At 63.1% G+C, this 21,756-nt stretch carries 20 protein-coding genes; 13 read left to right on the top strand and 7 right to left on the bottom strand.

All coding sequences use genetic code 11. The annotated features are described in order from the left end of the window. Positions 1-38 precede the first annotated feature (38 nt). The 3 genes from D6858_RS00710 to D6858_RS00700 form a co-directional block, all read right to left on the bottom strand. Positions 39-812, bottom strand: coding sequence for an esterase/lipase family protein (locus D6858_RS00710; protein ID WP_120106111.1), 774 nt, complete (start codon positions 810-812; stop codon positions 39-41). Positions 813-875: 63 nt separating this feature from the next. Further along, the gene (locus tag D6858_RS00705) at positions 876-1,433 is read right to left on the bottom strand and encodes a DUF3617 domain-containing protein (RefSeq protein ID WP_120106107.1); all 558 of its coding nucleotides are present in this window, start codon (positions 1,431-1,433) and stop codon (positions 876-878) included. Between the two features lie 106 nt (positions 1,434-1,539). Continuing rightward, positions 1,540-2,244, bottom strand: coding sequence for a hypothetical protein (locus D6858_RS00700; protein ID WP_120106105.1), 705 nt, complete (start codon positions 2,242-2,244; stop codon positions 1,540-1,542). Between the two features lie 220 nt (positions 2,245-2,464). On the opposite strand from D6858_RS00700, the gene uvrB reads away from it, so the two are divergent. From uvrB to D6858_RS00685, 3 genes are all read left to right on the top strand, one after another. Further along, on the top strand, positions 2,465-4,651 hold the full coding sequence (gene uvrB / locus D6858_RS00695; RefSeq protein WP_120106103.1) for an excinuclease ABC subunit UvrB: 2,187 nt from the start codon (positions 2,465-2,467) through the stop codon (positions 4,649-4,651). A 119-nt stretch (positions 4,652-4,770) separates the two neighbouring features. Beyond that, positions 4,771-6,273, top strand: coding sequence for a S10 family peptidase (locus D6858_RS00690; RefSeq protein ID WP_120106100.1), 1,503 nt, complete (start codon positions 4,771-4,773; stop codon positions 6,271-6,273). 81 nt (positions 6,274-6,354) lie between these two features. Next, the gene (locus D6858_RS00685; protein WP_120106097.1) at positions 6,355-6,984 is read left to right on the top strand and encodes a hypothetical protein; all 630 of its coding nucleotides are present in this window, start codon (positions 6,355-6,357) and stop codon (positions 6,982-6,984) included. On the opposite strand, the gene D6858_RS00680 is transcribed toward D6858_RS00685, so the two are convergent. Further along, positions 6,905-8,986 (bottom strand): protein-disulfide reductase DsbD family protein, encoded by a 2,082-nt coding sequence (locus D6858_RS00680; RefSeq protein WP_120106094.1) that lies wholly within the window; start codon positions 8,984-8,986, stop codon positions 6,905-6,907. The genes D6858_RS00685 and D6858_RS00680 overlap by 80 nt on opposite strands. 55 nt (positions 8,987-9,041) lie before the next feature. Between D6858_RS00680 and D6858_RS00675 the strand changes: the two genes are divergently transcribed. After that, the gene (locus D6858_RS00675; protein WP_120106481.1) at positions 9,042-10,256 is read left to right on the top strand and encodes an FAD-dependent monooxygenase; all 1,215 of its coding nucleotides are present in this window, start codon (positions 9,042-9,044) and stop codon (positions 10,254-10,256) included. A 76-nt stretch (positions 10,257-10,332) separates the two neighbouring features. On the opposite strand, the gene D6858_RS00670 is transcribed toward D6858_RS00675, so the two are convergent. Genes D6858_RS00670 through hemC form a run of 3 tightly spaced genes read right to left on the bottom strand, consistent with a single transcriptional unit; the run spans position 10,333 to position 12,942 of the window. Next, entirely contained in the window at positions 10,333-11,286 is a 954-nt protein-coding gene (locus D6858_RS00670; RefSeq protein ID WP_338067254.1) for a mitofilin family membrane protein, read from the bottom strand. Positions 11,287-11,335: 49 nt separating this feature from the next. Further along, entirely contained in the window at positions 11,336-12,013 is a 678-nt protein-coding gene (locus D6858_RS00665) for a uroporphyrinogen-III synthase (RefSeq protein WP_120106091.1), read from the bottom strand. Then, the gene (gene hemC / locus D6858_RS00660) at positions 12,013-12,942 is read right to left on the bottom strand and encodes a hydroxymethylbilane synthase (protein ID WP_120106088.1); all 930 of its coding nucleotides are present in this window, start codon (positions 12,940-12,942) and stop codon (positions 12,013-12,015) included. Before hemC ends, D6858_RS00665 begins: the two co-directional genes overlap by 1 nt. A 55-nt stretch (positions 12,943-12,997) precedes the next feature. Between hemC and tsaD the strand changes: the two genes are divergently transcribed. The 9 genes from tsaD (at position 12,998) to D6858_RS00615 (ending at position 21,707) form a co-directional block, all read left to right on the top strand. Further along, positions 12,998-14,032 (top strand): tRNA (adenosine(37)-N6)-threonylcarbamoyltransferase complex transferase subunit TsaD, encoded by a 1,035-nt coding sequence (gene tsaD, locus D6858_RS00655; RefSeq protein ID WP_120106085.1) that lies wholly within the window; start codon positions 12,998-13,000, stop codon positions 14,030-14,032. Continuing rightward, positions 14,029-15,027 carry an NAD(P)H-dependent glycerol-3-phosphate dehydrogenase gene (locus tag D6858_RS00650; RefSeq protein WP_120106083.1) on the top strand — a complete coding sequence of 333 codons (999 nt, stop codon included), beginning with the start codon at positions 14,029-14,031 and terminating at the stop codon, positions 15,025-15,027. The genes tsaD and D6858_RS00650 overlap by 4 nt, the downstream gene beginning before the upstream one ends. Continuing rightward, positions 15,024-16,514 (top strand): lipopolysaccharide biosynthesis protein, encoded by a 1,491-nt coding sequence (locus D6858_RS00645; RefSeq protein WP_225082730.1) that lies wholly within the window; start codon positions 15,024-15,026, stop codon positions 16,512-16,514. The genes D6858_RS00650 and D6858_RS00645 overlap by 4 nt, the downstream gene beginning before the upstream one ends. Positions 16,515-16,575: 61 nt before the next feature. Then, on the top strand, positions 16,576-17,322 hold the full coding sequence (locus tag D6858_RS00640) for an OmpA family protein (protein WP_225082729.1): 747 nt from the start codon (positions 16,576-16,578) through the stop codon (positions 17,320-17,322). Between the two features lie 123 nt (positions 17,323-17,445). Continuing rightward, positions 17,446-18,081 carry a hypothetical protein gene (locus D6858_RS00635; RefSeq protein ID WP_120106080.1) on the top strand — a complete coding sequence of 212 codons (636 nt, stop codon included), beginning with the start codon at positions 17,446-17,448 and terminating at the stop codon, positions 18,079-18,081. Positions 18,082-18,147: 66 nt separating this feature from the next. Then, on the top strand, positions 18,148-18,513 hold the full coding sequence (locus D6858_RS00630; protein WP_120106077.1) for a response regulator: 366 nt from the start codon (positions 18,148-18,150) through the stop codon (positions 18,511-18,513). Between the two features lie 294 nt (positions 18,514-18,807). After that, positions 18,808-19,983, top strand: coding sequence for an acyl-CoA dehydrogenase (locus D6858_RS00625; protein WP_120106074.1), 1,176 nt, complete (start codon positions 18,808-18,810; stop codon positions 19,981-19,983). 60 nt (positions 19,984-20,043) lie between these two features. After that, a complete protein-coding gene (maiA, locus tag D6858_RS00620; RefSeq protein WP_120106071.1) occupies positions 20,044-20,682 on the top strand; it encodes a maleylacetoacetate isomerase in 639 nt (212 codons plus the stop codon). Between the two features lie 17 nt (positions 20,683-20,699). Then, on the top strand, positions 20,700-21,707 hold the full coding sequence (locus tag D6858_RS00615) for a fumarylacetoacetate hydrolase family protein (protein ID WP_120106068.1): 1,008 nt from the start codon (positions 20,700-20,702) through the stop codon (positions 21,705-21,707). The last annotated feature ends 49 nt before the right edge of the window (positions 21,708-21,756 follow it).

Raw genomic sequence — 21,756 nt, 5'->3', positions numbered from 1 at the left:
GATAACCATTTTGTGCAATTGCACAATAATCAACCCACTCAACCCGCTTCGAGTTCCCGCAAGATCGCGCTAACTACTTCTGGCGCATAGGCAAAACCCAAGTGAGTGCAGCGCAGCGCAACCGCTCTGTCACGCTCGCCGGGCAATCCACGAGCGGCGCGGGGGTGCACTATGCCATCGCGCGGGCTCCACAAAGCCACCGTTTCAACCGGGGGTTTCGCCGCCAGATCGGCTTCGATCGGGGGTTCTTCCACCCGATGTCCGGTGACGAGGTGATAGGCGCGCCAGGCATTATTAGCCCGCGGATTGTAGGAAAATGGCGATCCCATCGTCACCACTTTGGCCACTTCATGCGGGCGGCGCTTGGCCAGTTCGCGCGCGAACAGACCACCCAGACTCCACCCGACGAGATAGACCGGCCCGCCGCTCCGCACCGCCAGATCCGCCAGCCGCGCTTCAAGCTGTTGCAGATTTTCCTCGCTCGGGCCGAGGTTGTATCCCAGCCCCCACCGCTTAACAGTGTGCCCCGCACGTTCGATCTGCTGCGCGAGATAGCGCATACGAAACGGATGGGTCGCAAATCCGGGCAACAGCATCACAGTGCGCGGAGTTACCGCAGGCGCGATGTCGATTGTGCGGAAGCGCCGACGAACCGGCTCTGCCAGCACATCGAGCTCACCCAGCATCCGCCTCAGAGACGGGGCTGCGACATCCTCTGGTCGCGGTTCAGCGGCGATGCCGATACGGCGCACGATCTCCTGCCGCCTGTCGGCGAACCGCACGTTTCCAAACCGGGCTGCGAGCTGAACCATGCGCCATTCCTAAGTTGCGATGCCACAATAACGCAACAAATGGCGCTTCGTTTCATGAAACTGTCATGAACAATCGCCGGTTCGGGTCGAAGTCATTTCCATTTCCATATGCATCGATCCGCCGGGGATTGCCGCCGCTTCCTGCGTCATGTCCATATGCATGGTATTGCTGGTGGGCGTGACGGTGCCCTTCATTTTCATCGTGCCTTTCGCGCCGCCTTTTCCGGTGCACGACAGCACAGCGTCCAGCTTCCCGCCGTCCGCTTCGAATTTATCGAAAGTACACTTCTGCCCGCCTTCGCCTTCGCCCAGCTTGCGGACCGATTCCTCGAACCCTTTTTCGGCCTCTTCTTTCGTCAGACAATAACTGCTGTTCTTGCCAGCAACATCGCCCATCATCGCCTTCATCCGAGCAGCCTGCTCCTTGGGCAAGCCGGGGACGGAAAAGTCGATCATTTTCGCCTGCGTGGTGTATTTGCCGGGCTGAGGCTTCACCAGTTTGCCCGCTTCGGCGATCACTTCGTCGGTGGTTTTGGGCGCGGACGACTCATCGGAATTTCCGCCGCATGCCGCAAGGGCGAAAGCGGCGGACAGCGGAATGGCAAGATAGATTGCACGCATCGAATGATTCTCCTGCGAGGGAATGCCCCGCAGGCTAGCGATACGTTCGCCGGGTGCAACCCACTCCTGCCGAGTTTATCCTCCGCCCTTCAGCACCTTGGCGCGATCAATCCTTATTCGGCTCGCGCCGAGGACGACCATTGCGGCGATGGGATGGTCGGTTATCGCTACGGTCGATCCGCTGGCGTTGCGGGCGACTGGCTTCGTTACGCTGACGCTGCGGACCGCGCCTTGCATCGTCACGACGGGAAGCGCCTCGCCGTGCATCATTGGTTTGCCGGGGCGGGCCGCGCCGCGCTTCGTCACCGCGCCGATGTCTTCCACGGTTGGCGTCGCCATCGCGGCGATGCGATCCATGGTTATAGTCGCCCTGATTGCGCGGCCGGTGCGTGGGATCGAAACGCGGGCTTGGCCGGCGATAATGACTCTTGCCATCGGTGCCCCGATGCGGGCGGGCGTAATTCGGCATCCGGTATCCATCGCGCGCACGCAACTGACCGCGCCATTCGCGCCACTTGTGCCCATTGCGGCGGTGGCGGCTGAAGTGGGAATGGTCGGCACGGCGGTAATGCGAATGGCGCGCGCTGGACCGGAAATAGAAAAACCCGTCGGTGCCCCAGTACCCGTCGTAGATCGGGCCATAATACCCGTCGTAATATCCACTGTAGTACCGCGATGGATAGCTATAGCCATAGTCGGAACCGTAGCCGCTGCCATATCCATAACCGATGCCGCCACCATATCCCGTGGCGCAGCCGGACAGCGCAAATGCCGCCAGCCCTGCGAAGGCAGTCAGGATGGGTCGTTTCATGGTTCGGTCTCCCCGTTGTGCCCTCCGCTCCAATGTGAAAATTGCTGCGGACTGTCGATCCACCGATCGGCACGCCGGGAGGGCCGCACGCCATCGAACCGCAACGAATAAGCCTCTGTTAAACACACCCTGCCTGAACCGGACCTTGCCCTGCGATAGCCCGGCAGATCGGCTGCACCCGCGCTTGCCCCCTGCGACCATAGCGCCCATATCCGGCACTATGGCCGAACTCGTGATCCGCAGGGGACTGGAAGAGCCCGACACTTCCGAAAGCTTCAAACCGCATAAGCCCGCACGGCCTGAAAAATCGATGCCGGGCAAGCCTTTCGAACTGGTCAGCGATTATGAACCGGCAGGCGATCAGCCGACTGCGATTGCCGAACTGGTCGCATCCGCCAAAGATGGCGAGCAAACACAGGTTCTGCTCGGTGTGACCGGGTCGGGCAAGACCTTCACGATGGCCAAAGTGATCGAGGAATTGCAGCGTCCCGCGCTGATCCTTGCGCCGAACAAGATCCTCGCCGCGCAGCTTTATGGGGAATTCAAGAGCTTCTTTCCCAACAACGCGGTCGAGTATTTCGTATCCTATTACGACTATTATCAGCCGGAGGCCTATGTCCCCCGGTCGGACACCTATATCGAGAAAGAAAGCAGCGTAAACGAAGCCATCGACCGGATGCGCCACAGCGCCACCCGCGCGCTGCTGGAACGCGACGACGTGGTGATCGTGGCATCGGTTTCGTGCCTTTATGGTATCGGTTCGGTCGAAACCTATTCGGCAATGATCTTCGACATCAAGCAGGGCGAAACTGTCGATCAGCGCGAATTGATCCGCAAGCTGGTGGCCCTGCAATACAAGCGCAACGATGCCGCGTTTCAGCGCGGCACGTTCCGTGTGCGGGGCGATAATCTGGAGATATTCCCCAGCCACTACGAAGACATGGCATGGCGCATCAGCTTCTTCGGTGACGAGATCGAGGATATCGCTGAGTTCGACCCGCTGACCGGCACCAAAGGCGCCAGCCTGCCCAGCGTGCGGGTCTATGCCAACAGCCACTATGTCACGCCCGGCCCAACGATGAAGCAGGCCAGCGAGGCGATCAAATTCGAGTTACAGGAACGGCTGAAAGAACTGACCGCCGAAGGCCGCCTGCTGGAAGCACAAAGACTGGAACAGCGGACCAATTTCGACCTCGAAATGATCGCCGCCACCGGTTCGTGCGCGGGGATTGAGAATTACAGCCGGTTTCTGACCGGTCGCCTGCCGGGCGAACCGCCACCGACGCTGTTCGAATACCTGCCCGACAACGCATTGCTGTTCGTCGATGAAAGCCACCAGACAGTGCCGCAGATCGGCGCGATGGCACGCGGGGACCACCGCCGCAAACTGACGCTGGCCGAATATGGCTTCCGCTTGCCCAGCTGCATCGACAACCGCCCGCTGCGGTTCAACGAATGGGATGCGATGCGCCCGCAGACTGTCGCCGTTTCCGCTACGCCCGGTGGCTGGGAAATGGAACAGACCGGCGGGGTATTCGCGGAACAGGTGATCCGCCCTACCGGGCTGATCGATCCGCCGGTCGATATCCGCCCGGTGGAGGATCAGGTGCAGGATTGCATCGAAGAATGCCGCAAGACAGCGCAGGCGGGATACCGCACACTGGTGACCACGCTGACCAAGCGGATGGCCGAAGATCTGACCGAATTCATGCACGAGGCCGGGCTGAAAGTCCGCTATATGCACTCCGACGTCGAAACGCTGGAACGTATCGAACTGATCCGCGACTTGCGTTTGGGGGTCTATGACGTGCTGGTGGGGATCAACCTGCTGCGCGAAGGGCTCGATATCCCTGAGTGCGGACTTGTCTGCATTCTCGATGCCGACAAGGAAGGCTTCCTGCGTAGCGAAACCAGCCTGATCCAGACCATTGGCCGCGCCGCGCGCAATGTCGATGGTCGGGTGATCCTTTATGCAGACCGGATTACCGGCAGCATGGAACGCGCAATGGCCGAAACCGAACGGCGGCGAGAAAAGCAGCGCGAATACAACACCGAACACGGCATCACTCCGCAAACAATCAAGCGCCAGATTGCCGATATCGTCGCCCACACCGCCAGCAAGGATGGCGTCACTGTCGATACCGGCGACGACGAGCGCAACAATCTGGTCGGCCACAACCTGCGCGCCTATATCGAAGACTTGGAAAAACGGATGCGCGCCGCCGCCGCTGATCTCGAATTCGAAGAGGCAGGCCGCCTGCGCGACGAAATCCGCCGGCTGGAGCAAGACGAACTCGGCCTCTCAGAAGGCGAACGCAAGGCCCCGCTTGTCGGCCGTTCGAACGAAGGCAAACCGGGCACCCGCAAGATGCGTTACGGCAAGACCCAGCGGAAATGGGGGAAGTGATACGCAGGCAAATCCGGCAGCGAAGCGCATAACTACCCAATCCCCTTGCCCTGCCCCGTCATTCGGGTAGTTTCCTCCGCAACCGGCTCGCCCGGACAGGGAAAACAGGGATCATCGCCATGAAACGCTTCGCCGCCGCCTGCTTTGCAGCGCCCATTGCTCTTGCCATCGCTGCGCCGGGCGCAGTGGCTAAGGAAGCGGACGAGGCAAAGCCCACTGCTGCCGCTCCGCAAGAATACACCGCCAACAGCACCAGCAAGCAGATGCGCGGCACGTTCGGCGGCAAGTCGGTCAGCTATACCGCGACGGTGAAGGAAGAAGTGCTGAAAGACGACAAGGGCACGCCCAAGGCAGCGATTGTCACCACCTCGTATATCGCCGAACCGCGCGATCCCAGCCGCCCGGTCACCTTCCTGTGGAACGGCGGGCCTGGGTCAGGTTCGGTCTGGTTGCAGATGGGCGCTTTCGGGCCGAAACGGGTCGCGATCCCCTCCGATGCCAAAGACGATGGCGGGCCGCCTTACCCCATTCTCGACAACCCGGACTCGCTGCTCGATGTTACCGATCTGGTATTTATCGACCCGGTCGGCACGGGATTCAGCCATGTGATCGGAGATGCCGATACCAAGGATTACTGGGGCATCACGCAGGATGCCAGATCGGTCGCCAAAACGATCCGCCAGTGGCTGTCGGAAAACGGGCGCTGGAACAGCCCCAAATTTATCGGCGGCGAAAGCTACGGCACCACCCGGTCGGCCACTGTCATCAACGAGCTGGAGGGCGGATACAACGATGTCGCGGTGGACGGGATTATCCTGATTTCGACGATCCTCGATTTCGCGGCGGGCGATACCGACGATGGTAACGAGCTGGGTTACATCACCAATCTGCCGACAATGGCGACAACTGCGCTGTTTCATGGAAAAGCCACCGCCGCATCGCCCGCGCAATTCGCGGAGGAAGCGCGCCAGTTCGCCATCGGTCCATACGCTGCGTTTCTGCTGAAAGGGCAAAATGCCAGCGCACAGGAACGTGCCGCCGTCCGCGCGCAACTGGCGCGGTTCACTGGCCTGAGCGAGACATATCTCGATCAGGCCGACCTGCGGGTCAGCCCGGGACGGTTCTACAAGGAACTGCTGCGCGACCGGGGGCTGACAGTGGGGCGTCTAGATAGCCGCTATACCGGCAAGGATCTGGATAACGTGGGCGAATATCCGGACAACGACCCCAGCTTTTACGGGATCGACGGCGGATATACCGCAGCGGTCAATCACTTCATGCGCGACACGCTCGGCTACAAAACCGATCGCCAATATGTGACCATCGGCAGTGTCCAGCCGTGGGATTTCCAGAAGGAAGGACGCACGAGCACCTATTTCAATGTCGCGCCCTATATCGGCAAGGCATTGCGCGAAAATTCGGATCTGCGCGTGTTCGTGGGGCAAGGGTGGTATGATTTCGCCACCCCGTTCTTCGGCGCGGAATATTCGCTTACCCGGCCCGGATATCCGCAGGATCGCATCCAGTTCCATTACTACGACGCGGGGCACATGATGTATGTGCGCGATGAAGACCGGACGAAGTTGTCCGCCGACATCCGTCAATTCATCCGCGAGCGGTAATCGCGCGACCATCGATAGCGCTGGGGACGTGCGAGTCCCCACGATTTACCAGCTTACAATACAGTGTCATAGCGCGCGGCGATGGATCGCAGACTTATCGCCCTCTTCACTATTATCGCTCTGCCCGCTGTGCTGGGCGGTTGTCGCCCGCCTGCCACGGATCGTTATGTCGAACGGCTCGATCTGGATTCGGGGCAAGGCCCCGCGCATGTGCTGACGTCATCGCCCGATGTCACCGGGGCAATCTGGGCGGTGAGCCCCACCCCCAACCGTATTGTGTACGGAATTCCGGGCAAGGCGCCTCTGCTCGCGCTGGCTTGCACCGGAGAAGGCAGTGCCCGGACGGTGGAAATCACCCGCTTTGCAGCGGCGGACCGCAATGCGAAAGCGATCATGGCGCTGGTCGGCAATGGCCATGTCGAACGCCTGCCGATCGATGCGAAGGACAACGGGCGTGGCTGGCTATGGCAAGGGCGCTATCCCGCGGTCTTGCCTGCGCTGGATGCATTCACAGGAGCGCGCAAACTGGAACTGACGATCCCCGGCGCAGGTACGCTGGCGATCAACCCCAGCACGCAGCCCGCCGAACTGATCGAGACGTGCCGTCGTCTGGCCCAGCCGGACCCGGCGGTTATTCCTGTGCCGGAGCTGGAGATGGAGAAGCCGACGCAGGCGATTGCGCCGAAGGCTGAGCCGACCCCGCCAACGTAGCCAACATATCGGGTGTCAGCACTTGCGGCAGCACTTCGGCATCCTTGCCCGGTGCATACCACAGATAGAGCGGCACCCCGGCAGCGCCGTGCGCTGTCAGGAACTGCGTGATTGCCGGATCGCGGCGAGTCCAGTCGCCCACCAGCGGCACGACACCCGCTTTTACAAAAGCGTCGCGGGTGCTTTCCCGCTCTATCGCCACGCGTTCGTTGACTTTGCAGGTCAGGCACCAGTCAGCGGTGAACCACACGAACACCGGCTTGCCCTGTGCGCGGGCGGTGTGCAGCGCCGTTTCCGTAAAAGGTTGTGCCGGGATAATGCCTTGTTCCGCACCCGCAGGTGCGTCGTTATACAAGCGGGGCAACAACTGCGCCCCCGCCGTTACCGGTACGATCACAGCCAGCAACAGCAAATAGGCATACCGCTGCCCTGATTGCCGCTGGCGCAGCGCGGCGATCAGCAGCGCGATAGCCACCACAGCCAGCGCTATTGACCCAACAGCGAACCATGCGCCACCCAGCCGCCAGCACAGCCATGCCAGCGCCAGCGCGGTCAGACCCATCGGCACCGCCATCACGCGGCGGAAGGTCTCCATCCATTTGCCGGGTCTCGGCAACAGGCGGCGCAGCGGCGGGATAAAGCCGAGCAACAGGAACGGCAGCGCCAGCCCCAATCCCAACGCCGCGAACAGCAGCATAGCCTCTGCAGCTGGCAGCAGCAGCGCCGCCCCCATTGCCGCAGCCATAAATGGTCCGGTGCACGGTGTCGCCACGAAGGCAGCGAGCAAGCCGGTGGCGAAGGCCCCCGCCTGCTCTCCCCCGCGCGAGAAAGAGAGCGAAGGCAATTCGAACAGCCCTGCGAAATTGGCAGTGATCGCGCAGGCCAGCACCAACAACGCGACAACGACGCCCGGTTCCTGCAACTGGAATGCCCAGCCGACACTCTCGCCCGCCGCGCGCAAGGCCAGCAGCAGCGCGCCCAGCGCCAGCGTCGCCAGCAGCACACCTGCGGTATAGGCCAGACCATCGGCCCGCGCCTGCGCGTCACTTTCCCCGGCGCGCGCAAGGCTCAGCGCTTTCAGGCTAAGGATCGGGAATACGCACGGCATGACATTGAGGATCAGCCCCCCCGCCAGCGCCGCCAGCAGCAGCAGCCACAGCGGCCCGGTGTCCGCCGCCCCGCCGCCTTTGCCAACCAGATCGCCACCCGCAGGCACCGTGCCTTTGGCCGCAGTGAAACGCACACCATTGCCATCGCCCAGCGACAGGATGCCGCTGACCGCATCGGTCGCGACCACCGTGTCCGCCAGCGGGATTTCGGCCACCAGCAAATCGCCCTGACGGCGAAACGTCTGAGAGCCGGCGTAGGCGACCAGATCGCGTTGATCGATGAACACATGCGGATCGGGCAGATCGAGCGCCGCAGGCAATGGCAGCGCGACACGCAATGTCTTGCCCGCAACGGCAAACGTACCCGCGCGGTCGAGCGGAGCTGGAATTGCCGCCCGCCATTTGGCATAATCGCGCGATGCCGCGCTCTGCCCCGGCAGAGTGAGCGCGAAAGACTGCTGCTCCGGCACACAGATCGTGTCAGTACAGGCGAGCCATTGCGCCTCCAGCTTCACCGGGGCATTCACCGCTGGCGCGCCCGTTGGCGGGATCAGATCGACGAGGACCGCATAAGGCCCTTCGTACACATGGTTCATCAGCCCGCCGATGACCAGTTGCTGCGGTACGGGGTATTCCGCCTGCCCCGCTGTCCATCCGGGGGGCAGCGTCCATTTCAGCTGCATCCCGTATCCGGCATCTCCCGGATTGCTCCAGTATCCATGCCATCCGGCATCGGGCACGAAATGGAGCACCATGTGCACCGGCTGACCCGTTGTTATCGGGGCCGCACCCAGATCGGCGGAGATGTGATTCACGCGATCTGCGACCTGCGCCCGCGCAGTTATCGGCTGCACTGCCAGCAAACCGGCGCAAACCACCGCGAAAAACGCCATCAGGCGAGGCAATATCCTTGCGTGCATCGTGCCGCTGGCTCTAGGGCTGTGGGCGATGAACGACAAGCGCGACCTGCTGATCCTGGGCGGCGGCCTGGTGGGAATGACTCTGGCGCTGGCTGCCGCGCGCAAGGGATTGAGCAGCCATGTGATCGACCGCGCCGATCCCGCTTCGCTGACTGCGGATAATTTCGACGGTCGCGCCAGCGCGATTTCCACTGCAAGCTGGAACCTGTTCACCAATATCGGACTGGCCGACAGGCTGGAGCCGTTCGGCTGCCCGATCGAATCGATCATGGTCAGCGATCAGATGAAGCCGGGCCTGCTCGATTTCACGCCTGAACCGCACGAAGGATCGCTGGGCCGGATGTTCGCCAATCGCGACTTGCGGCTCGCTCTGTTCGAAGCGGCGCGGGAAACCGATCTGATCGCGTGGCATGCCCCGGTCGAGGTAGTGGAGCGGCACCGCGACGAATTCGGCGTTTCCGCGACGCTGGCCGATGGGCGCACGCTCCATGCCGCGCTGATGATCGGTGCCGAAGGCCGCCGCTCGCCCACGCGCGATGAGGAAGGTCTGACAATGGCGCAGTGGGATTACAGCCACCGCGCCCTGATCGTCGGGCTCGATCACAGCAAACCGCACGGCAATGTCGCATGGGAAATCTTCTACCCCGCGGGGCCATTCGCATTGCTGCCCATGCTCGACGTGCGACAGGGGCAGCACCGCAGCGCGCTGGTCTGGACGGTGGACGAGAAAGATGCCGCTGGCGTCCTCAAACTATCCGACCGCGCCTTCGTGGCAGAAGTTTACAAGCGAATGGGCGATCTGCTGGGCGAAGTAACGCTCAATTCAGGACGCTCGTCCTATCCGCTCAGTTTCCAGCACACTGTCAGGATGGTGGGGCAACGTCTGGCGCTGGTGGGCGATTCGGCCCACGGGATGCACCCGATTGCCGGACAAGGCCTCAATCTGGGCCTGCGCGACGTCGGTGCGTTGATACAGGTACTGACAGACGGGCAGCGGCTCGGCCTCGATCTGGGGGACGCACAAATCCTCGCCCGCTATGAAAAATGGCGCGCGCTCGATTCGGTAATGGTCATGTCTGCCACCGATGGACTGACGCATCTGTTCGGCTTCGGCGGCAAGACGGCATCGGCCATCCGCCGCCTGGGGATGAGCGGGGTTCAGCGCACACCGCTGCTCAAAAAATGGTTCATGGACGAAGCCCGCGGCATGTCAGGCGCATTACCGGAACTGCTGCAGGTCTGACCACTTGCCGACCCGACCCGTTCGGCAGATGGCTTACTTGGCACGCTCCCAAAGCCGCCTAGCCACCCACTTCACCTTATTTGACCGCAGGCGTTTTCTCATCCGCCGGGCCGAGTTGTTGCACCGGCTTGCCATCGCCATCCCGCAGCAGACGCCGCTCGCGCACTGCTGATGTTTCGATCAGGTCGAGTGCCTGCTGCGCGCGTTCATACCGCTTGGCCAGCGCGATCCAGTCCTTTGCCGCGGCGGCACCCGGCAGCTGTTCCACCTCGCGGATCGCCTTGTCCACGCGGCCGCTTTCGAGGAAGAAGCGCGCGCGCTCCAGCCGCTTCTGCGGTTGCGGAGAGGGCGTCGTTTCGCGGCGGATGACCACCAGGTTCGACAATTCCCGCTGCATCCGGGTAAGAAACGGTTGGCTGCTGTCATCCTTCAACTGGGGCGCCAGCCCTTGCAGGCGCGCGATCAGCACGTCCAGCGTGACGGGATTTTTGGAAAACTCGATGATCGTGTGCACCGAATTCGGTTTCGCATCGCCAAACCGCAGGCGAAGCTGTTCATCGAGATAACCGAGCGGCGCGCCCCGTTCGAGCGCACGCCGGGTGGCAAATGCAATCAGCAATCCTTCCGCCCGCGCGGCATTACCAGCAGCGGCCTGCGCCTGAAGATCGAGCTTGGCGATGCGCTGTTCTGCGGCGGCAATGCGTTGATCCAGTCCGCCTTGCTGCTCCGCGACTTTCTCAACCGCCTTGGCAGCAGCGGTGTTGTCTTCCGTTGTTGCAGTGGGCGCATCGGATGCTTTGTCGCCCACCGCGACTCCCGCCAGCTTTTGCGGGGAAGCCGTGGCGGTTGGTTCTGCCGTGGTTACAACCCCGGCCTGAGGCGCAGTCGTCACACCGCGCGGCCCGATATATCCCTTCCACGCCAGATAGCCGACAATCGCGGCACCCAGCACAAAAGAGGCGAGCACGGCGATCAGCACCGGCTTTAACGAACCGCCTGCGCGGTTACCGTCAGAAAAGGTGTTCATCATTATCCGTTCTGCGACCTGTGCCGTCTTTGCGGCCGGTCTTTGTTGGCGATCAGCGGCACATTTGGACGGACAAGGCCAAAAGCGCAAGTTCGGCAGGCTGCTCTGCCCATTCGACAGACTGCCAGCCGTCACCTGCGGCGGCGGCGATACGCGGGGCCAGCGCCGCCAGCGACAGCCTGCTGCGGTCAATCGCCAGCCGCTTACATTCCTCCGCGAAATAGCGCGCCGCTTCGCCCGAATGCAGCAATACCACCGCGCCACCCGCCAGACGCGCCGCAACTGCGCCAGCCAATGGCAGAGGAACAGCGCGATAGACGACACGTTCGGCCACTTCGACACCCACCGGCGGGGACAGCGCCACACGCTTTTCCCCTGCCAGACGCAACAGCCGCTGCGGTGCAGCCATGCGGCTGACCAGTGGTTGCAATTCGCCGCCAGCGATATCCGCGACGGTAAAGCCCGCGTCACGCGCTGCCTGCGCCGTTCGGGGACCGACAGCGTGAACCGGCAACCCAGCCAGCCGTTTCAGCCCTTCGCCACCGTGGCGGAACACATTGGCGCTGCCGACCAGAATTGCATCGAATTGCGCCGGATCGGGCGCAGCCCACGCCACCGGCTCGATCGTGAACAGCGGCGCTCCCACGCCTTCTATCCCGCGCTCGCGCAAGCGCGCCAGTGTTTCGGCAAGGCCCGGTTCGGGGCGCAAGACAATGGCCGGGCGCGGCATCAACCGATCCCGAACAATGCCTTTACCGCCGGGCTGGCCCGCAACAACAGGTCTGCCGCCAGCCCTTGCGGGCCATAGCCATCGCCGGGTGCGAAGCGCGCTTCGCCTGCGACCCGTTCTGCCCCGTCGGCACTGAAAATCGCCGCCTGCATCGCCAGTTCGCCGTCTTCCACGCTGGTCAGCACGGCAATCGGGCTATGGCAATTGCCGCCGAGTGCCTCCAGCAAGGCACGTTCGGCCATCACGGCATCGTGGCTGGGCGCATGATCGATGGCGGCGAGCCATTCGCGGGTCTGCGTATCGTCTGCCCGGCATTCGATGCCGATAGCCCCCTGCGCCGGGGCGGGCAGCCATTGATCGAGCGGTATCGGAGCGCCCGCGCTGCTCTGCCCCAAACGTTCGAGCCCGGCAGCGGCAAGCAGCGTCACATCGGCCTCTCCCGCTTCCAGCCGCGCCATGCGGGTTGCGACGTTGCCGCGAAACGATACGATCGAACAGTCGGGCCGGTTGTGAAGCATTTGCGCCGCACGGCGCGGAGCGCTGGTGCCAATCCGCGCACCGTGCGGAATCGCCGCGATGCTATCGGCCCCCAACAGCACATCGCGCACATCAGCGCGCGGCAGGATCGCAGCGATAGCGAGAAAGTCGGGACGGATCGTTTCGACATCTTTCATCGAATGAACCGACGCATCGATCCGGCCTTCCGCCAACCAGCCATCGAGTTCCTTGGTCCACAGCGCCTTGCCGCCGATTTCGGCCAGCGGGCGATCCTGCACTTTGTCTCCGCTGGCGACCACGGGAACCAGTTCGATGGCCGATTCGTCCCACCCGTGAGCCTTGCACAGACGGGCGCGCGCCTCGTGAGCCTGTGCCATTGCGAGAGGGGATTTGCGGGTACCGAGGCGGAGTTTCAAAATATTTGCCTTCATGTCATTCGACTGACTGCGCTTGCCCTACCCAAGCAAAGCGGTAAGGGAAAGCGGCATGGGATTGGTTCTCGGCATAGAATCGAGTTGCGACGAAACCGCAGCGGCGCTCGTCACCACCGAACGGCAGGTGTTGGCCCAACGGATCGCCAGCCAGGACGAGGCACACGCGCCCTATGGCGGGGTCGTGCCCGAAATCGCCGCCCGTGCCCATGCCGAACGACTGGCCCCGATGATCGATGCGGTTTTGAAAGAAGCGGGCGTTGCCCTGCACGAACTCGATGCGATTGCCGCTACCGCCGGGCCGGGCCTGATCGGCGGAGTGATGGTCGGGCTGGTCAGTGCCAAGGCGCTGGCGATGGCGGCCGATGTGCCACTGATGGCGATCAACCATCTGGAAGGGCACGCACTCAGCCCCCGGCTGGCCGATCCGGCGCTGACATTCCCGTATGCCCTGCTGCTGGTATCGGGCGGACATTGCCAGATCCTGCGAGTGGATGGCGTTGGCGAATATCGCCGCTTCGCCACCACAATCGACGATGCACTGGGCGAAGCATTCGACAAGACCGCCAAGATCCTTGGCCTCGGATACCCCGGTGGCCCGGCGGTGGAGCGGCTGGCATTGCAGGGCGATCCCGATGCCGTGCGCCTGCCCCGTCCGCTGGTCGGCAGCGGGGAACCGCATTTTTCCTTCTCCGGGCTGAAGAGCGCGGTGTTGCGCGCATACGAAACGCAGCAACACAGCAATGCCGATCTGGCTGCCAGTTTCCAGCAGGCGGCCATCGATTGCGTGAACGACCGGCTAACAATCGCGCTCGACGCGATGGGACCGGTCAACGCGCTGGTGGTGGCAGGCGGGGTCGCTGCGAACAAAGCGGTGCGCGGCGCGCTGGAAACGCTGGCGCGCGCGCGCGACCTGCGCTTTTCCGCGCCGCCCCCGGAACTGTGCACCGATAACGCGGCAATGATCGCCTGGGCCGGGTGCGAACGGCTGCCCACCGGCCAGAACGATCCGCTCGACATCGCGGCCCGACCGCGCTGGCCACTCGACCCGACAGCGGAGCCGGTACGCGGCGCAGGGGTAAAAGGATGACCGGCGAAGCGACCGCAATCGGTGTGCTCGGCGCGGGCGCATGGGGCACTGCGCTGGCCCAAATGCTGGCGAGCGATGGGCGCACTGTCTTGCTATGGGCGCGAGAAGAGGAGCTGGTCGCGGAAATCAACCGGCAACACCGCAACAGCGTGTATCTTCCATCCGCGCAACTGTCAGAAACGATCCGTGCGACCGGCGATCTGGCGCAGTTCGCTGCGCTCGACACGGTTCTGGCGGTGACCCCGGCGCAACATCTGGGCACAGTGCTGGCGGACCTGCCCGCATCGCCGCGCGATCTGGTGCTGTGCAGCAAAGGGATCGAAGCGGGCACCGGGCGGCTGATGAACGATGTAGCCCGCGATGCCAAACCGGGCAGCGAAATCGCTATCCTCTCCGGCCCCACTTTCGCCCACGAAGTCGCCGCAGGATTGCCCACTGCGGTCACACTGGCATGTGCCGGGGGCGAGGAACAGTGGGACCGGCTGTCCCCGCAAATCGCCCGCCCTGCGTTCCGCCCGTATTACTCAGACGATGTGACAGGGGCCGAAATCGGCGGCGCAGTGAAGAACGTGCTCGCTATCGCGTGCGGCGTGGTCGATGGGCTGGAGCTGGGCCAGAACGCCCGCGCCGCACTGATCGCCCGCGGATATGCCGAAATGATGCGCTTTGGCGAAGCATTGGGGGCTGAGCGCGATACGCTGGCGGGCTTGTGCGGGCTGGGCGATCTGGTGCTGACCTGTTCCTCCACGTCCAGCCGGAATTTCAGCCTGGGCAAGGCATTGGGCGAAGGGCAGGACGCCGCATCGCTGATGGCTGACCGGCGCACTGTGGCCGAAGGCGCGCATACCGCGCCAGTGCTGGCCGAACTGGCCATGCGCCACGGCATCGCCATGCCTATCGTCGCGGCGGTCTATCGCCTGTTGCAAGGCGCGCCCGCGCGCGAGATCGTGTCCGAACTGCTCGCTCGCCCGCTCACCACTGAAGCGCCTGTATGACCGAGGCCAAATCGCAAGCGGACATGGCCGCGCTGGCAAAAGGGGGACGAACCAACTTCCTCGGCTTCCTCCTGCGTCTCGCTGCGCGCCTGCCGTTCCTGTTTATCGCCGGGCGGCTCTATGGTGCGGAAGAGCTGGGTGTGTTCGCCTCTGCACTGGTCGTGGCGGAATTGTGCGCGATGCTGTGTTCGCTGGGGGAAAAGCGGGGGCTGGCGCAGCGCCTGTCCGAACGCGAAGATGCCGATCGGTGCCATCTGGTGTTCGATGGGATGCTGGCCGCGCTGATCCTGTCGCTGATCGCCGCTGTATTCCTGTGGTTCGTGCCACAGCCACTGTTTCCCAGCGGAGACTACACATGGGTCGACCGGCTGATCGTGCTGTCGATCCCGGCCTATGCGCTGACAGAGATCATTCTTGCCGCACAAGCTTATCGGTTCGATATCGCCACGACAGTCCGCGCACGGGCCGTGGTGGAACCGTGGACCATTTCGATTCTGGCTGGGGTACTGTGGTTCCCGCTGCCCGATTCCGGCCTGTCGGTCGCCTATCTCGTGTCGATCTACGCCGGATTACTGACGGCGGTGATCCCGTTCCTCAAATCCTATGGCCTGCCGAAAGGCTGGCAGCCCGACCTGCGCGGCACAGTGCAATTGACGACGCGGGCACTGCCGCTGGCATCGGCCGACGCTATCGAATGGGGCACCCGACGTCTGGACCTGTTTATTCTGGGCCTGTTCGCTGCACCGCAGGCAGTGGGAATTTACTACGTCGCGCAGCAGGTCGCGTCGCTGCCGCAGAAGCTCAAGACCAGTTTCGAACCGATCCTCGGCCCGGTCATCACCCGCAATCTGAAAGAACGCAACTATGCCGCGATTGCCCGGCAGGTATGTCAGGTTGGCTTCTGGATCACTGCAGCGCAGGCCGGCATCGCATTGGCATTGGGCATTCCCGGCGAAGGCGTGATGGGGCTGGTCGGGCCAACTTTCGTAGGCGGCACCGCTGCACTTGCTTTCCTGCTGAGCGCGGAAGTGGTCGCGGCCACCGCTGTCGTGTCCGAAGCGGCGCTGATTTATGTCGCACGGGTCCGCAATCTGACGATTTCGGTCGCCACGATCATATTTCAGGGTCTGCTGACCGTAGGGGCCATGATGCTGGTCGAACGGCTTGGGTTGAGCGACAATTACAAGGCCGCCGCCGCAGCGGCGTCGCTGATGGTGGCGCTGGGCATCGCATCGATTGTCAAAAGCCGGGTGCTGGCAGGCATTCTGCAGGAACCGATCAATAACTGGCGCTGGGCACTGATTTATGCGGCTATTCCGGCGGCATTCGTCGGCTATGGCTTTACCCGCATGCCCGAATGGGCGGAACTGGCATTCGGCGTCCCGGCAATCCTATTCGTGTATGGCTGGGTCATCTGGCGCTTCGGGTTCGGGCCGGAAGACCGGGTGCTGTTCCGCCGCAACCTCGATACCACGCCTCCGCAATAACTTTGCGCCACAGGCCGGTGCCCCCTTGCGAGCCGGGGCCGGAATTGCCATTCGGGCGGCGATGACATTCATCCGTCCCGCTATCGCTGTGCTCGCTGGCCTGATTGCCGTCGTCGCGCTAGTTTATCTGCAATACGATCGAACAGGCGCGGAAATGGCCAACCGGCTTGAAGCCAAGGCCAGGGTGGCGATTGCCGCCGCCGGTGGCAAAGGGGTGGCGGCCAGTTTCCATACGTCGGCCGGTTCGCCCACCCGCCATCCGGTGCTGTCGGGCGGTAAAGGGCTGAACGAAAAAGTCCGCGCCCGCGTGGCACGCGCCGTGGCGGCGATCCCCGGCGCAGGCGGTGTGCGATGGAGTGATGGCACGATCATGGCGCAGAGGGGCACCGACACCCCTCGCCCGCCGATGCATTGTCAGGACGATGTCGATGCCCTGCTGCGATCGCGCACGATCCGGTTTGAGGAATCCAGCGCGAATCTCGATCCCGCCAGCCGCGAACTGATCGGCGAAGTCGCCCGCGCACTGCGCCCATGTCTGGGCGCGATTATCGCTATCACCGGGCATACCGACAGCTCTGGCCCTGAACCGGGCAATATTGAACTGTCGCAGGCGCGCGCCAAAGCGGTGGAGGCTGCACTGGTTGCGCGTGGCATCCCGGCAGACGGGTTGCGCGCCAGCGGCGTGGGATCGGCGCAGCCGGTCAGCGGGCTGGACCCGCGCGACCCGGCCAATCGCCGGATCGAATTTTCAGTCATCGCCATACAGCCTGTCGTGCCGACCCCGGTCGACACCCCCGGACCACGATAGAAAGAGACGGACGATGCCGCTATGGAGTGAACTTCTGGTGCTGGGGCTGACCGCCTATACCGCCGGACTGGCCCTTGGCTGGGCAATCTGGGGCCGCACCGTGCGCGAGAGGAGTGACGACGAATGAGCGAACTGCTGGCTGAAAACTGGCTGTTGGTGGCTATTGCGCTGGTGATCGGGCTGCTGGTGGCATGGTGGCTGTTTGCCGCCACCCGCCGCACACGCGTGGAAACCGACCGTCGCGACACACTCGACGAAGGGGCCGCGCCCGCCGCGCGTAATCAGGCGTTGATCGATGCAGCACCTGCCGCCGCCCGCGACCCCGCGCCGATGCCGCCGCCCGCCCCGGTCGGGCTGGCCGGTGCCGGAACCGCAGTCGCCGCCGCCGTGGAAGAAGCGCAGATCGAAGCGGCCGAAACCGCCGCTCGCGCCGCCGACGCGGAAACGGCCGCTGTCGAGCCAGAGCCGGAGCCCGCTCCTGCCCCTGCTCCGACACCGAAGGTTGCATCAGCCACGGCGAGCGCCGACGATCTCACGCAGATCAAGGGCCTTGGCCCCAAGCTGGCGGCTCTGCTGACGGATTTGGGTGTGACCCGCTTCGAACAGATCGCCGCGTGGGACGATGCCGAGATCGACAGGGTGGATGCACTGCTTGGGCGCTTTCAGGGCCGCATCCGCCGCGATGGCTGGGTGGAGCAGGCGGGATACCTTGCCAAAGGCGATCTGGATGGGTTCCGCAGCCGCTTCGGCGCGACCTGACGGGAACCCCATCCCCCAAATCCCGTTGACTGGTCGTTATCCGCAACCGATCCGAAGGGAACGACCATGAACCAGCCGTGCGTACTCGTCGCCGAAGATGAACTCATCATCGGTATGGACTTGTGCAACACGGTGGCAGAGGCCGGGTTCGTGGTGGAAGGTCCGTTCGATACCGCGCAATCCGCGCGTCAGGCGATTGCCGAGCACCGGCCCGATATCGCTATTCTCGACGTGCGACTGGAAGATGGCGAATCCTACGCTCTGGCAGAGGCACTGATCGCGGAAGATGTTCCGGTGATCTTCCATTCGGGGCAGGTTTCGCCGGAAGAGGTCGCCGCCCGGTTTCCCGAAGTGAAAGCTTGTAGCAAGCCCTGCCCACCCGATCAGATCATTTCGATGATGCGCGAGGCGTTGGAGCCGCTTCACGCCTGATTGAAGGGCGCGCTCTGCGGCGCACTCCCGCACACTGTCCTACAACCGATTGCAGCCGTAATATGGGCGACATGGACCGCCTGCTCTTCCCCGTTCGGTGGGTATCGCGACCGTGCCACGTATCTGTGACTTTCCCGGCGCGTCCGGCATTTTGCAAAGTCCACACCGGCCCGCGAAAGGCCACAGACAAGCCACTGTACCGCACGGGTTATCCGGTGAAAGTCACATGTTTAAAAACTGCATTTAGCGGTCCACGCTTGCGCCACATTCGCCTCCCGTGCCAATGACTGCATCATGACCGCTTTCAACTGGGAAGACCCGTTCGCAATCGACGGGCAGCTAACTGAAGACGAACGCATGATCCGCGATGCGGCGCATGCCTTCGCTCAATCCGAACTCCAGCCGCGCGTGATCGAAGCGTTCGAGGAAGAGCGCGACGCGCCGGAGCTGTTTCCGCTGATGGGCCAGGCCGGCCTGCTGGGCGCGACAGTACCCGAAGAATACGGCGGCGCCGGTGCCAGCTATGTCGCCTATGGCCTGATCGCCCGCGAAATCGAGCGGGTCGATTCGGGATACCGTTCGATGGCCAGCGTGCAATCCTCGCTGGTGATGTACCCGATCCACGCATACGGATCGGAAGAACAGAAGCGTAAGTATCTCCCCGGCCTCGCCAGCGGCCAGTTGATTGGCTGTTTCGGCCTGACCGAACCCGATGCCGGATCGGACCCCGGCTCTATGAAGACAGTCGCGAAAAAGGATGGCGACGGCTACATCCTCAATGGTTCGAAGACCTGGATTTCAAACGCTCCGTTCGCAGACGTGTTCGTCGTATGGGCCAAGAGCGAGGCCCACGGCGGCAAGATCCGCGGCTTCGTTCTGGAAAAGGGGATGGCAGGCCTGTCCGCCCCCAAGATCGGCCACAAACTCAGCTTGCGCGCCAGCACCACCGGGATGGTGGTGATGGACGATGTGAAAGTAGGCGCGGATGCCCTGCTGCCCGATGTCGAAGGGCTGAAGGGCCCATTCGGTTGCCTCAACCGCGCGCGTTACGGCATCAGCTGGGGCGCGATGGGCGCGGCGGAATTCTGCTTCCACGCGGCGCGGCAATATGGCCTCGATCGCAAGCAGTTCGGCGTGCCGCTCGCCTCCAAGCAGATCTACCAGCTCAAGCTGGCGAACATGCTGACCGAGATTTCGCTCGGCCTGCAATCGAGCCTGCGCGTGGGCCGCCTGATGGACGAACACGCCTTCGCGCCGGAGATGATCTCTGTCGTTAAGCGCAACAATGTCGGCAAGGCGCTCGATATCGCACGGATGGCGCGCGACATGCATGGCGGCAACGGCATTTCCGGCGAATATCAGGTCATCCGCCACATGGTGAACCTCGAAACGGTCAACACCTACGAAGGGACGCACGATGTGCACGCGCTGATCCTGGGCCGGGCGATCACGGGGATTGCCGCCTTCTGAGGGAACAAGCGCGCAATCATCGGGTTGGTTTCAGGTGAAACCATAGCTAGGGAGAGGGATATGAAGCTTCACGCCTACTTCCGCAGCTCGACCAGCTATCGCCTGCGGATCGCGCTCAACCTCAAGGGCCTCGATTACGAGATCGCGCCCGTCAACTTGCTGAAGGCAGAGCAGAAAGGCGATGCCTATCGCGCACGCAACCCATTTGGCGGCGTGCCGATGCTGGAAGCGGACGGGCGCGACCGCGCGCAGTCGATGGCGGTGATCGAATGGCTCGACGAAGCCTACCCCGACCGCGCCTTGCTGCCTGCGGACGTGGAAGACCGCTTCACTGTGCGCGAACTGGCCTATGCCATCGCCACAGAGCTCCATGCCCCGCTGAATTCGCCGGTTCTCCAGTACCTGAAGGACGAATACGGTCAGGATCAGCACGGGATCGAAACCTGGTATCGTCACTGGCTGGCCAAGACGCTGGTTCCGGTGGAAACGCGGCTGGAACAGCGGAATACGGGCGATTTCCTGCTCGATGCACCGGGCATGTTCGAAGTCGTTCTGTTGCCGCAAGTCTATAACGCGCGCCGTTTCGGCTTCGATCTCAACACTATGCCGCGCATCAGGCAGATCGAAGCGGCGTGCCTTGCCCTGCCCGCCTTCATCCGCGCACACCCCGACAATCAACCCGATACACCCACGCAATAAGAAACGGAGAGACCCATATGAAACTCGCATCGCTGAAATCTGGCCGCGACGGGAAGCTGGTCGTCGTTTCGAAAGACGTGACCCGTTACAGCCCCGCCGATCACATCGCACCGACGATGCAATATGCGCTCGACAACTGGGCACAGGTGGCCCCGCAGCTGGAGGCGCTCTATCGCGATGTCGAGCATCAGACGGTGCCGTGCGAGCGGTTCCACGAACACGATGCCGCCAGCCCGCTGCCCCGTGCCTATCAGTGGGCCGATGGCAGCGCCTATATCAACCATGTCGAACTGGTGCGGCAGGCGCGCAATGCCACCGTCCCGGAAAGCTTCTATCACGATCCGCTGATGTATCAGGGCGGAAGCGACGGGTTTCTTGCCCCACGAGATCCGATTCCGCTGAAAGACACTGCATGGGGATGCGACATGGAAGGCGAGATCGCGGTAGTGGTCGATGACGTACCGATGGGCGTGTCCGCCGAAGATGCCGCCGATCACATCAAGCTGATCATGCTGGTCAACGATGTTTCTCTTCGGGGCCTGATACCGGGCGAACTGGCCAAAGGGTTCGGTTTCTTTCAGTCCAAACCCGCCAGCGCATTCAGTCCGGTGGCGGTAACGCCCGATGAACTGGGCGATGCGTGGAAGAACAGCGTGATCGATCTGCCGCTGTTGGTCGATTACAATGGCGCGCCATTCGGCCGCGCCAACGCCGCGCAGGAGGCGACCTTCAACCTCGCCCAGCTCGTGGCCCACGCGGCGAAGACCCGCAACCTGTGTGCCGGATCGATCATCGGGTCGGGCACAGTCAGCAACAAGGGTGCAGACGGCGGCCCCGGCACTCCGGTCAGCGAAGGAGGCGCAGGCTATTCGTGCATTGCGGAAATCCGCATGATCGAAACGATCCGCGATGGCGAGGCGAGCACCCGCTTCATGGCACCGGGCGATACCGTTGCGATCGAAATGCGCGATGCCGATGGTCATTCGATTTTCGGCAAGATCGAACAAGAGGTTATCTCCGCCTGATCCGATCCCCTCCTTGCCGCTTGCCCCGCGCAGAAGATGCGGTATGGTT

Source organism: Tsuneonella suprasediminis, assembly GCF_003605755.1.
Lineage (GTDB): Bacteria > Pseudomonadota > Alphaproteobacteria > Sphingomonadales > Sphingomonadaceae > Tsuneonella > Tsuneonella suprasediminis.
Note: the sequence above shows the minus strand (reverse complement) of the source record. Positions and strands in the feature narration are given on the sequence as shown.